9 protein-coding genes and 1 riboswitch are annotated in these 11,439 nt (G+C 69.5%); of the genes, 8 read left to right on the top strand and 1 reads right to left on the bottom strand.

Annotated elements, in window-relative coordinates; genetic code table 11:
- Positions 1–54 precede the first annotated feature (54 nt).
- The gene (locus RIF65_RS00170; protein ID WP_375142101.1) at positions 55–720 is read right to left on the bottom strand and encodes an NUDIX hydrolase; all 666 of its coding nucleotides are present in this window, start codon (positions 718–720) and stop codon (positions 55–57) included.
- A gap of 72 nt (positions 721–792) precedes the next feature.
- A riboswitch (glycine riboswitch) is annotated at positions 793–886 on the top strand.
- 151 nt (positions 887–1,037) lie between these two features.
- On the opposite strand from RIF65_RS00170, the gene gcvT reads away from it, so the two are divergent.
- The 8 genes from gcvT to RIF65_RS00130 all read left to right on the top strand — a co-directional run bounded on the left by gcvT (position 1,038) and on the right by RIF65_RS00130 (position 11,412).
- Entirely contained in the window at positions 1,038–2,144 is a 1,107-nt protein-coding gene (gene gcvT / locus RIF65_RS00165; RefSeq protein WP_309066585.1) for a glycine cleavage system aminomethyltransferase GcvT, read from the top strand.
- Positions 2,141–2,518, top strand: a complete 378-nt coding sequence (gene gcvH / locus RIF65_RS00160; RefSeq protein ID WP_309066586.1) for a glycine cleavage system protein GcvH — start codon at positions 2,141–2,143, stop codon at positions 2,516–2,518. The genes gcvT and gcvH overlap by 4 nt, the downstream gene beginning before the upstream one ends.
- A 56-nt stretch (positions 2,519–2,574) precedes the next feature.
- Positions 2,575–5,400 carry an aminomethyl-transferring glycine dehydrogenase gene (gene gcvP / locus RIF65_RS00155; protein WP_375142110.1) on the top strand — a complete coding sequence of 942 codons (2,826 nt, stop codon included), beginning with the start codon at positions 2,575–2,577 and terminating at the stop codon, positions 5,398–5,400.
- A gap of 182 nt (positions 5,401–5,582) precedes the next feature.
- The gene (locus tag RIF65_RS00150) at positions 5,583–7,217 is read left to right on the top strand and encodes a peptide ABC transporter substrate-binding protein (protein WP_309066618.1); all 1,635 of its coding nucleotides are present in this window, start codon (positions 5,583–5,585) and stop codon (positions 7,215–7,217) included.
- Between the two features lie 95 nt (positions 7,218–7,312).
- Entirely contained in the window at positions 7,313–8,245 is a 933-nt protein-coding gene (locus RIF65_RS00145) for an ABC transporter permease (protein WP_309066588.1), read from the top strand.
- Complete coding sequence (locus RIF65_RS00140; protein WP_309066589.1) at positions 8,232–9,176, top strand: ABC transporter permease; 945 nt, start codon at positions 8,232–8,234, stop codon at positions 9,174–9,176. The genes RIF65_RS00145 and RIF65_RS00140 overlap by 14 nt, the downstream gene beginning before the upstream one ends.
- Entirely contained in the window at positions 9,173–10,828 is a 1,656-nt protein-coding gene (locus tag RIF65_RS00135) for an ABC transporter ATP-binding protein (protein ID WP_309066590.1), read from the top strand. The genes RIF65_RS00140 and RIF65_RS00135 overlap by 4 nt, the downstream gene beginning before the upstream one ends.
- Positions 10,825–11,412, top strand: a complete 588-nt coding sequence (locus RIF65_RS00130) for a PH domain-containing protein (RefSeq protein WP_309066591.1) — start codon at positions 10,825–10,827, stop codon at positions 11,410–11,412. The genes RIF65_RS00135 and RIF65_RS00130 overlap by 4 nt, the downstream gene beginning before the upstream one ends.
- The last annotated feature ends 27 nt before the right edge of the window (positions 11,413–11,439 follow it).

Below are 11,439 nucleotides of genomic sequence, written 5' to 3'. Positions count from 1 at the left end.
GTCGGATTGACCAGAACTGCAACGGCTCTCGCGTGTGCGGGCGACGACCCTGGGTCAGGCCTCGGCGTTGTAGCGGTACAGCCGGGCCGGGCGGTGCTTGCCGGTGCGGAAGTGCTCGGTCGGGACGAGCTCGTCCGAGCCCTCCAGCAGGCGGCGGAAGTTCGACGGGTCGAGCCGACGGCCGAGCACCGTCTCGTACACCTCGCGCAACTCGGTGAGGGTGAACTCGTCGGGCAGCAGGCCTGCCGCGATCGTGCTGTAGCCGACCTTGTTGCGCAGCCGCCAGAGCGCGTACTCGGCGATGCGGTTGTGGTCGAACGCGAGCTCAGGCAGCTCGTCGACGTCGAACCACTCCACGTTCTCCGGCGCGTCCGCCGCCGCACGCTGCGCGTCCACCAGATCGCTGCGCAGCAGCGCCCAGTACACGACCGAGACCACGCGGGTGGGCGATCGGTCGACCGCGCCGAACGTGTACAGCTGCTCGAGGTAGCTGGGCATCAGGGCGGTCGTCTCGGCGAGGGTGCGCGACGCCGCGGCATCCAGATCCTCTGCCACGTCCAGCCACCCGCCCGGCAGCGCCCACATCCCGAGGAACGGCTCGCGGGTGCGCCGCACCAGGGGCAGCATCAGACGATCGCCGTCCGGGGCCGCCCGCAGCGAGAAGATGACGGTGGAGACGGCGACGCGGATGGCGTCGTTCTCAGTGCTCTCTCCGGTCACAGCACCGAGCCTACGGGTCGGCGGGCGGCGCCCGCTGCCGCTACACTGGGGCCACAACCGAACACAGGCCGTACGACCCGTGCGGGAGAGCCCGGTGAACGCAGCCGGGCACCGAAGGAGCAAGCCTCCCCGCCAATCTCTCAGGTACCCCCACCGCCCGGGCCCAGGCCGCTCTGAAAAGCGATGCTCCGGCATCCGCCGACGGTGAAAGCCCCTCTCGAGATCGAGTCCGGGTGAAGCTCTCAGGCCCATGACAGAGGGGGAGTTCCAGGGATCAGCGCCGACGCTGGTCCGCCCGTCCCGACCGGGAGAACTCCGTGACCGAACTCCGCTACACACCGCTCCGCGAGCGCCACGAGGCGCTCGGCGCGTCCTTCACCGACTTCGGCGGCTGGCAGATGCCGGTGCGCTACACCTCCGACCTCGCCGAGCACCACGCGGTGCGGCAGGCGGCCGGGATCTTCGACATCTCGCACATGGCCGAGTTCACCGTCCGCGGTGCCGGCGCCCCCGCGTTCCTCGACTACGCCCTCGCCGGCCGGCTGTCCGCGCTCGCGGTCGGCAAGGCGAAGTACTCGCTGCTGCTGGCCGAGTCCGGCGGCATCGTCGACGACGTCATCGTCTACCGCCTGCAGGAGGACGACTACCTGATCATCTCCAACGCCGGCAACCGCGACGCCGTCCGCGACGCGCTCACCGAGCGCACGGCCGGGTTCGAGGTGGACGTCGCCGACGTCTCCGACGACTACGCGCTGATCGCCGTGCAGGGCCCGCACGCCGAGGCGATCCTGGCGGCCACCGAGGGCATCGGCGACGTGAGCATCCCGTGGGGCGAGCAGAAGTACTACGCCTGGGCGTCGGCCACGTTCGCCGGTGCCCCGCTGCTGCTCGCTCGCACCGGGTACACCGGTGAGGACGGCTTCGAGCTGCTGGTGGGCGCCGAGGACGCGGTCGCGCTGTGGGATGCCGTGACCGCGGCGGGCACGGCGCACGGCCTCGTCCCCGCCGGGCTCGCCGCCCGCGACACCCTCCGTCTCGAAGCAGGGATGCCGCTGTACGGCCACGAGCTCACCCTGGACACCAAGCCGGCGCAGGCCGGACTCGGACGGGTCGTCGTCACCGACAAGGAGCGGTTCGTCGGCAAGGACGCCGTCGCACCCGCCGCCGACGCCCGCGTCCTCGTCGGCCTCACCGCTGAGGGACGTCGCGCGGGCCGCGCCGGCTACCCGGTGCGGGACGCCGACGGCGCCGAGATCGGCGAGATCACCAGCGGTGCCCTCAGCCCCACCCTCGGCCACCCCATCGCGATGGCCTACCTCGACGCCGGTTCCGCCGCCGAGGGAACCGGAGTATTCCTTGATGTGCGGGGCACCCTCGTCCCCGCGACCGTGACCGCACTGCCTTTCTACCGGAGGAAGAAATGACCGATCTCAACGCCCTCAAGTACAGCGAAGAGCACGAGTGGGTCACCGCCGACGGCCCGGTCGTGACGCTCGGCGTCACCGACTACGCCGCCGACAAGCTCGGTGACGTGGTGTTCGTCGAGCTGCCCGCCGTCGGCACCGCCATCACGGCGGGCTCCGTCGTCGGCGAGATCGAGTCGACCAAGTCGGTGGGCGAGCTCTACGCACCCGTATCCGGCACCGTCGTCGAGGTCAACGACGCCGTCGTCGACGACCCGTCGCTGGTGAACTCCGCGCCGTTCGAGGACGGCTGGCTGGTCAAGGTCGAGGTCGCGGACGGCGCCCTGGACGGCCTGCTCGACCGCGCCGCGTACGTCGCGATCACGGAGGGCTGAGAGTGGTCTCGTTCGCAGACCGTCACATCGGCACGCCCGCCGACGCGCAGCGGCAGATGCTCGCCGCGCTCGGCGTCACCGGGGACGAGCCGGTCGAGACGCTGATGCGTCAGGCCGTGCCCGCCGCGATCTTCACCCCCGCCACCTCCGACTCGGTGATCCCCGCGGCGGCGACCGAGGCGGAAGCGCTCGCCGAGCTGCGCCGGCTCGCCTCCCGCAACCGGGTGAACCGGCCGATGATCGGGCTGGGCTACTACGGCACCTTCACCCCCTCGGTGATCCAGCGCAACGTGCTTGAGAACCCGTCCTGGTACACCGCCTACACGCCGTACCAGCCGGAGATCTCGCAGGGCCGGCTCGAGGCGCTGATCAACTTCCAGACCATGGTGTCCGACCTCACCGGGCTGTCCACCGCGAACGCGTCGATGCTCGACGAGTCCACCGCGGTCGCGGAGGGGATGCTGCTGGCGCGCCGCGCGTCGAAGTCGACGTCCAACGTGTTCGTCGTCGACGCCGACGCGCTGCCGCAGACCAAGGCGCTGCTCGCCACCCGAGCGGATGCCGTCGGCATCGACCTCGTGGAGCGCGACCTGGCCGCCGGTGAGGAGCTGCCTGCCGCGCTGTTCGGCGTGTTCCTGCAGTACCCGGGCGCCTCCGGTCGGGTGTGGGATCCGACCGCCGTCATCGACGCCGCACACGTCGCCGGCGGGCTCGCCGTCGTCGCCGCCGACCTGCTCGCGCTCACGCTGCTGCGCTCGCCCGGATCGATGGGCGCGGACGTCGCGGTCGGCACCACCCAGCGCTTCGGCGTGCCGATGGGCTTCGGCGGCCCGCACGCCGGGTACATGGCCGTCCGCTCCGGGCTGGAGCGGCAGTTGCCCGGCCGGCTCGTCGGCGTCTCGCAGGATGCGGAGGGCAGGCCCGCCTACCGCCTCGCCCTGCAGACCCGTGAGCAGCACATCCGCCGTGAGAAGGCGACCTCGAACATCTGCACCGCCCAGGTCCTGCTGGCCGTGATGGCGTCGATGTACGCGGTGTACCACGGTCCGGACGGGCTACGGGCGATCGCTGCCGACGTGGCGGGCAAGGCCGCGCTGCTGCGCGACCGGCTCGTCGAGGCCGGCGTCGAGGTCGTGCACGACGCGTTCTTCGACACCCTGAACGTGCGTGTCCCGGGTGACGCGGAGGCGCTGGTCGCTGCGGCGCACGACGCCGGCATCCTGCTGCGGCTCGTCGACGCCGACACCGTCGGCATCTCCGTCGACGAGACCACCACGGTCGCCGATCTCGAGGCTGTGGCGCGCGTGTTCGGCGGAGGCGTTTCGTCTCGCTCCGCCTTCGGCGGTGCTCGCTCAACGACCGGGAAAGACGCGCTGCCGGAGGCGCTGCTGCGCGATGACGAGTACCTCACCCACCCGGTGTTCCACGTGCACCGCTCCGAGACCGCCATGATGCGGTACCTGAAGCAGCTCGCCGACCGCGACTACGCGCTCGACCGCGGCATGATCCCGCTCGGCTCGTGCACGATGAAGCTGAACGCCGCCACCGAGATGGCTCCCGTCACCTGGCCGGAGTTCGGGCAGCTGCACCCGTTCGCCCCGGCATCCGACGTCGAGGGGTCGCTCGCGATGATCGACCAGCTCGAGGCGTGGCTGGCGGAGGTCACCGGCTACGACGCCGTCTCGCTGCAGCCGAACGCCGGCTCACAGGGCGAGCTGGCCGGGCTCCTGGCGATCCGCGGGTACCATCTCGCCAACGGCGATACGCAGCGCACCGTCTGCCTGATCCCGTCCTCCGCACACGGAACCAACGCGGCATCCGCGGTGCTCGCAGGCATGAAGGTCGTGGTGGTGGCCTGCGACGAGCTCGGCAACGTCGACCTCGACGACCTGCGCGCCAACATCGCCCAGCACGCCGACGAGCTTTCCGCGCTGATGATCACCTACCCGTCCACGCACGGCGTGTACGAGCAGCAGGTCGTCGAGATCACCTCGGCCGTGCACGAGGCCGGCGGGCAGGTGTACGTCGACGGCGCGAACCTCAACGCCCTGCTGGGCTACGCACGGTTCGGCGACCTCGGCGGCGACGTGTCGCACCTGAACCTGCACAAGACGTTCGCCATCCCGCACGGCGGCGGCGGGCCCGGTGTCGGCCCGGTCGCCGCGAAGGCGCACCTCGCGCCGTACCTGCCCGGCCATCCGTTGGCGCAGCGCACCCAGCACGCCGGCGGTCACGTCTTTGAGGGCGGGCCGGTCTCGGCGGCGCCGTACGGCTCGGCCGGTGTGCTGCCGATCTCGTGGGCGTACGTCCGGATGATGGGCGCGGCCGGCCTCCGGGAGGCGACCGCCGCCGCCGTGCTGTCCGCGAACTACATCGCCGTGCGCCTCGCCGACCACTACCCGGTGCTGTACACCGGCGAGAACGGCCGGGTCGCGCATGAGTGCATCCTCGACCTGCGCCCGCTGCGCGAAGCCACCGGCATCACCGTCGACGACGTCGCCAAGCGGCTCATCGACTACGGCTTCCACGCGCCCACCATGTCGTTCCCGGTCGCGGGAACGCTCATGGTCGAGCCGACCGAGTCCGAGGACCTGGGCGAGATCGAGCGGTTCATCGAGGCGATGATCGAGATCAAGGCCGAGGCGGATGCCGTCGCGGCGGGCCGCTGGCCGGCATCCGACAACCCGCTGGTGAATGCGCCGCACACCGCCGCCTCGCTGATCGCGGGGGAGTGGCAGCACGCTTACACCCGCGAGGAGGCCGCCTACCCGGTGCCGACGCTGGTGGCCGGGAAGTACTGGCCCCCGGTGCGGCGCATCGACCAGGCGTACGGCGACCGCAACCTGGTGTGCGCCTGCCCGCCCGTGGAGGCGTTCGCGTAGCATCCGCTCGTCGTTCCCGAGCCCGCCCCGACACCGTCCGGGGCGGGCTCGCGTCGTTTCCCGACCGGCCGTTCAGTAACAGTTCATTAACGGAGTTCCTCCCGGGCGCCGGCCACGGTTACGCGCGGAGCATCGGCGTGCTCAAGGATGAGCGCGTGCTTACTCGTCCACAGGAGGACACAGTGAAGCGCAACAAGATCACCCTGGCGGGACTCGCGCTGCTCGCGGCGAGTGCCCTGGCACTCTCCGGCTGCGCGGGATCCGAGAATCCCGACACGGGCGGCGACGACGCATCCGACGTCGACTCGAGCGCCATCATCAAGGTCAACGGATCCGAACCCCAGAATCCGCTGATCCCGACCAACACGAACGAGGTCGGCGGTGGAAAGATCCTCGACGCGATCTTCGCCGGTCTGATCGGCTACGCGGAGGACGGCTCCGTCTTCAACGACGTCGCCGAGGAGATCACGGTCGACGACCCGCAGCATCTGACCATCAAGATCCGCGAGGGCCTGACCTTCACCAACGGCGAAGAGGTGACCGCCGACAACTTCATCAAGGCCTGGAACTACGGGGCGCTGGCCTCGAACGAGCAGCTGTCCAGCTACTTCTTCGAGGACATCGAAGGGTTCAGCTACGACGAGGACTCCGAGCTCACCGGTCTCGAGCAGGTCGACGAGTACACGTTCACCATCGCGCTGAACAAGCCCGCCTCCGACTTCGCGCAGCGCCTGGGCTACTCGGCGTACTACCCGCTCCCCGACGTGGCCTTCGAGGACATGGCGGCGTACGGTGAGAACCCGATCGGCAACGGACCGTACATGCTCGACGGCGAGGGTGCATGGCAGCACGACGTCGGCATCGACCTCGTCGTCAACCCCGACTACGACGGCCCGCGCAAGCCCGTCAACGGCGGCCTGAACATCGTGTTCTACGCCACGCAGGACGCGGCCTACTCCGACCTGCTCGCGAACGAACTCGACGTGCTCGACGCCATCCCGGACTCTGCGTACGAGACCTTCGAGTCCGATCTGGGCGACCGGGCCGTGAACCAGCCGGCGGCGGTCTTCCAGTCGTTCACCATCCCGGAGCGTCTGCCGCACTTCAGCGGGGAGGAGGGCAAGCTGCGTCGCCAGGCGCTGTCGATGTCGATCAACCGTGAGGAGATCACTGACGTGATCTCCCAGGGCACCCGCACCCCGGCGAGCGACTTCACCTCCCCCGTGATCGACGGCTGGAGCGACGAGCTCGAAGGCAGCGAGGTGCTGGAGTACAACCCCGAGAAGGCCAAGGAGCTGTGGGAGCAGGCCGACGAGATCAGCCCGTGGAGCGGTGAGTTCCAGATCGCCTACAACGCCGACGGTGGCCACCAGGCCTGGGTCGACGCGACGGTGAACTCGATCAAGAACACCCTCGGCATCGAAGCCTCCGGTGCTCCGTACCCGACCTTCGCAGAGCTTCGCGGCAAGGTCACCGACCGTTCCATCCAGACCGCGTTCCGTACCGGTTGGCAGGCGGACTACCCGGGCCTGTACAACTTCCTGGGCCCGCTGTACGCCACCAACGCCGGCTCGAACGACGGCGACTACTCGAACCCGGAGTTCGACAAGCTGCTGGCGGACGGCATCTCCGAGACCGACCCGGAGAAGGCGAACGAGCTGTTCCAGCAGGCGCAGGAGATCCTTCTGCAGGACCTTCCGGCCACCCCGCTGTGGTACTCGAACGTCGTGGGCGGGTACGCCGAGACGGTCGACAACGTGAAGTTCGGTTGGAACTCGGTCCCGCTGTTCGAGCAGATCGAGAAGAAGGCGGAGTAACCCTTCGGAACGAGGCGGTGGTGACGTCCACCACCGCCTCGTTCTCTCTGCCCCCTGGCGCGCGATGCGCGCTCGTACCCGAAGGGAGGTCGAGGGTGGCCTTCTACATCCTCAGACGCATCCTGCAGGCGGTGCCGGTGTTCTTCGGCGCCACCCTGCTCATCTACTTCATGGTCTTCGCCATGCCCGGCGACCCGATCGCGGCGCTGTTCGGGGACCGACAGCCCAGCGAGACGCTGCTGGAGCGGCTGCGCGCGCGGTATCACCTGGATGAGCCGTTCATCGCCCAGTACTTCCACTACATCGCCGGCATCTTCCGACTCGACTTCGGCGTGAGCTTCTCCGGGCAGCCGGTGAGCGACGTGCTGGCGCGCACCTTCCCTGTGACGCTGCGGCTGGCGGTGATGGCCGTCGCGATCGCGTTCGTGCTCGCGATCGTGATCGGGCTGTTCTCGGCGCTGGGCAAGGGCGGGATCTTCGACAACGCCATGCTCGTCCTCGCGCTGGTGTTCATCGCCGTGCCGATCTTCGTGCTCTCGTTCCTCGCGCAGTACTTCCTCGCCGTGCAGCTCGGCTGGTTCCGGCCGACGGTCGGCGCCCGCAACGACTGGGGCGACCTCTGGCTGCCGGCGATCGTGCTCGGCGTGAGCGTGTACGCGACCAGCATGCGGCTCACCCGCTCCTCGACGATCGACACCCTCAACCAAGACTGGGTGCGCACGGCGTACAGCAAGGGGCTGCCGCGGCGGCGGGTCATCCCCGTGCACGTGCTGCGCAACTCGCTCATCCCGATGGTGACCGACCTTGGGACCGTATTCGGCATTCTGATGGTCGGCGCGACGGTGACCGAGGGCATCTTCAACGTCCCCGGCGTGGGCAACACGCTCTACGAAGCCATCATCCGGGGCGAGAACCCGACTGTGGTGTCCTTCGTCACCGTGTTCGTCGTCGTGTACGTGTTCGTCAACATCATCGTGGACCTGATCTACGGCCTGCTCGACCCGAGGATCCGCTATGTCTCGACCTGACCCACGGCAGGAGCACTATGTCGCTCCGGTCGCCACCCGCTCCGTCGCCGTCGACGTCGTCCGCATCGACCCGAAGCCGAGCAACCTCTGGCTGGACGCCTGGCGCGACCTGCGCAGCAGGCCGCTGTTCTGGATCTCGGTCGTGTTCGCCGTGCTGATCATCGTCGTCGCGCTGTTTCCCGGGCTGTTCACGAACGTCCCGCCCAACAACGGCTACCAGCTCGCCAAGAGCAACGGCGGCCCTGAAGCGGGGCACCCGCTGGGCTTCACGCGCCAGGGGTGCGACGTCTACTCGCGGGTGATCTGGGGTACGCGCACGTCGGTCGTGGTGGGCGTGCTCGCGACCCTCATCAGCACCGTGATCGGCATCGTGATGGGCGCCTTCGCCGGGTTCTACGGGGGCTGGCTCGATTCGCTGCTCTCCCGTGTGGGTGACATCTTCTTCACGATCCCGTACATCATCGCGGGTGTCGTGGTGATGTCGGTGATGCCGGTGCGCAACGAGTTCGTGCTCGCCTTCGCCATCGGCGGGTTCGCCTGGGCGGCCACCGCCCGCATCATGCGCGCCGAGGTGCTGCGGGTGAAACAGGCCGACTTCGTCATGGGTGCGGAGGCGCTCGGCGTGTCCCGCTTCAAGACGCTGCTGTACCACGTTCTGCCGAACGCCATGGCCCCGGTGATCGTCGTCGCCACCCTCAGCCTGGGCACCGCGATCGTCGCCGAGTCGGTGCTGTCGTTCCTCGGCGTGGGCCTCGGCGGTTCCATCATGTCCTGGGGCAACGACATCAGCCAGGCGCAGACCAGCATCCGCACCGCCCCCATGGCGCTGTTCTGGCCTTCGCTGGCACTGACCATCACGGTGCTGGCGTTCATCACTCTCGGCGAGCTGCTCCGCGACGCCGTCGACCCGAAGGCGAGGGCACAGCGATGAACGCACCGCTTCTCAGCGTCAACGACCTCACCGTCGCGTTCGGAAAGGGCACGAACGCGCGACAGGTGCTGCACGGCGTCAGCTTCGACCTGTTCCCAGGGGAGACCCTCGCGATCGTCGGCGAATCCGGCTCCGGCAAGTCCACCACCGCGTCGGCCATCATCGACCTGTTGCCGGGCACAGGTCACGTCACGGGCGGCAGCATCACGCTCGACGGCAAGGACCTCACCCGGACCGGGCGCGCGGAGATGGAGCGCATCAGGGGCCGCGACATCGGCTATGTGCCGCAGGATCCCATGTCGAATCTCAACCCGGTCTGGTCCATCGGCTTCCAGGTGAAGGAGGCCGTCAAGGCGAACGGCCTGGCGCAGGGTCGCCGTGAGGTGCACGACCGGGCGGTGGAGGTCCTGCAGCAGGCAGGACTCGCGGACGCGCAACGTCGCATGCATCAGTTCCCGCACCAGTTCTCGGGCGGCATGCGCCAGCGCGCGCTGATCGGCATCGGCCTCGCCGCCGATCCCAAGCTGCTCATCGCGGACGAGCCGACCAGCGCGCTCGACGTGACCGTGCAGCGCGTCATCCTGGACCACCTCGCGCGCCTCACGAGCGAACGCGGTACCTCGGTGCTCCTCATCACGCACGACCTGGGCCTTGCGGGAGACCGCGCGGACCGCATCATCGTGATGAACCAGGGCGAGATCGTCGAAGCAGGGCCGAGCGCGGACATCCTCACCGACCCGCAGCATCCGTACACGCAGCGGTTGGTCGCCGCGGCGCCGAGCCTCGCGTCGCAGCGCATCGGGTCCTCCGGCGCGACCGCCGTGCCTGCGCCCACGGCGCCCGCGGTGATCGAGGTACGCGGACTGGTGAAGGAATACTCGATCCGCACGGGCGGGCTGCACCGCGAACGGTTCAGAGCGGTCGATGACGTGTCGTTCCGGATCCCCCGAGGAAAGACGCTGGCACTGGTCGGGGAGTCGGGATCGGGTAAATCCACAGTCGCGAAGATGCTGCTGCAGTTGGAGACGCCTACCGACGGCGAGATCCTGATCGACGGGCAGTCCACGAGCACCATGAGCCGCGGGGAGATCTTCCGGCTGCGCCGGCGCATGCAGCCGGTGTTCCAGGATCCTTACGGGTCATTGGACCCGCTCCGCAGCATCGGCACCCTCATCGCCGAACCGCTGCAGGTGCACGGCATCGGCACCCGCCAGGAGCAGCACCGGCAGACGCTGGAACTCCTCGACCAGGTGGCGCTGCCGCGCGAGCTCGCCTCGCGATACCCCAACGAGCTGTCGGGCGGGCAGCGTCAGCGCGTGGCCATCGCCAGGGCACTGGCGCTGAAGCCCGACATCGTCGTGCTGGACGAGGCCGTGTCCGCCCTCGACGTGCTCGTGCAGGACCAGATCCTCCGGCTCCTGGCGGAGCTGCAGAGCGAGCTGGGGCTCACCTATCTGTTCATCACCCATGACCTCGCCGTGGTGCGAGTCGCCGCGGATCTGGTGTGCGTGATGGAGAAGGGCCGGATCGTCGAGCAGGGCACTGTCGACTCCATCTTCAGCGACCCCCGGGAGGAGTACACGCGGCGGCTGCTCGACGCGATCCCGGGGGCGTCCGCGCCGCTGGGCGGTGGCCTCGCGCCCCTGCCATGAGTCCCGCGACCTTCGTGTACCGGCCGCCCGGTGGATACCTGCTCGTCGCCATCGGTGCACTCCTCGTGGGGATGCTGCTCTGGGATGCGGTCGCGCGGTCCGGAGTGCGAGAGGCGCTGCTGATCGCACCCTGGCCGCTGCTCGCCCTCTGGGCGGGGTACCTCGTCGCGTCGGCCGGCATCCGGGCCGACGCGGACGGGGTGGAGGTGCGAAACCCGCTGCGGCGCATCCTCGTCCCCTGGGGGCGTGTGCAGAAGGTCGCGATGCGTTGGCAGGTCGAGCTGATGCTCGAGGATGGGGCGATCGTGCGCTGCTTCGGCGGACCGGCGATCGCGCGCCCGCGGCGCCTCGGCCCGGAGCGGCGGCTCGAGGATGCCGGTCACACCGGGGAGGACGTGGTGGCGGAGCTGCGCCGGCGTAAGGCGGAGCACTCCGGGCGGCAGCACGCTTCCGGTGCGGTGGGAACGGTGCACGGGGCCGGAAGCGACGAGCCGGTGCATCGCCGATGGGACTGGGTGGCGGTCGCCGTCACCGTCGGTCTCATCGTGTGGGCCGCCGCGGTGGCAGCGCTCGCGTACGCCTGAAGTCGCGCGGTGCCCAGCGCCCGCGCG

This window comes from Microbacterium sp., assembly GCF_031180975.1.
Taxonomy (GTDB): domain Bacteria; phylum Actinomycetota; class Actinomycetes; order Actinomycetales; family Microbacteriaceae; genus Microbacterium.
This window is presented reverse-complemented; position numbering and strand designations above follow the sequence as displayed.

What these genes read in the sequence shown, in the direction of transcription:
- gcvH (WP_309066586.1), top strand. Translation starts at nt 2,141, where the DNA reads ATGACCGATCTCAACGCCCTCAAGTACAGCGAAGAGCACGAGTGGGTC.
- gcvP (WP_375142110.1), top strand. Translation starts at nt 2,575, where the DNA reads ATGCTCGCCGCGCTCGGCGTCACCGGGGACGAGCCGGTCGAGACGCTG.
- RIF65_RS00140 (WP_309066589.1), top strand. Translation starts at nt 8,232, where the DNA reads ATGTCTCGACCTGACCCACGGCAGGAGCACTATGTCGCTCCGGTCGCC.
- RIF65_RS00135 (WP_309066590.1), top strand. Translation starts at nt 9,173, where the DNA reads ATGAACGCACCGCTTCTCAGCGTCAACGACCTCACCGTCGCGTTCGGA.
- RIF65_RS00130 (WP_309066591.1), top strand. Translation starts at nt 10,825, where the DNA reads ATGAGTCCCGCGACCTTCGTGTACCGGCCGCCCGGTGGATACCTGCTC.